The organism is Bacillus sp. LR--39 (assembly GCF_053613335.1).
Window position 1 is genome coordinate 1 of the sequence record NZ_JBSIOT010001618.1, and the last position, 515, is coordinate 515.

Below are 515 nucleotides of genomic sequence, written 5' to 3' on the forward strand. Positions count from 1 at the left end.
GAAGACGGTTTTCTTCTGACGAATGGAGAAAAAATCGAGGCTTACGGACCAATGGCTGATATTCCAGCTTCCGCACAAACGGCAGAACAGCTGACATTTCCGGAGAACTTCAAAGTGCTGCCGGGCATGATCGATGTCCACATTCACGGGGCAAACGGCGCAGATGTCATGGACGGAACAGCCGAGGCTTTGCAAACAATGGCTGAAGCCCTGCCGAAAGAAGGAACGACAAGCTTCCTGGCGACGACGATGACCCAAGATAAAGCCACGATCGAGCATGCGCTGGCAAACGTTCACCGGTATAAGGAAGCCGGCGGACGGCCCGGAACAGCCGAAGTATTAGGCGTTCACTTAGAGGGCCCTTTTATTTCAGAAAAGCGGTGCGGCGCCCAGCCGCCGGATGACATTATAGCGCCGGATCTTTCGTTATTTAAAGAATGGCAGCGCATCTCAGGGAATAACATTAAATTAGTCACACTTGCGCCAGAGCTGGAAGGGTCTTTGGAACTAATTTC

General features: G+C 52.0%; 1 protein-coding gene. It reads left to right on the forward strand.

Features of this window, described 5'->3' with window-relative positions; genetic code table 11:
- A partial coding sequence (locus ACWHAR_RS32125) for an amidohydrolase family protein (RefSeq protein ID WP_452089053.1) occupies window positions 1-515 on the forward strand: 515 nt, incomplete at both ends.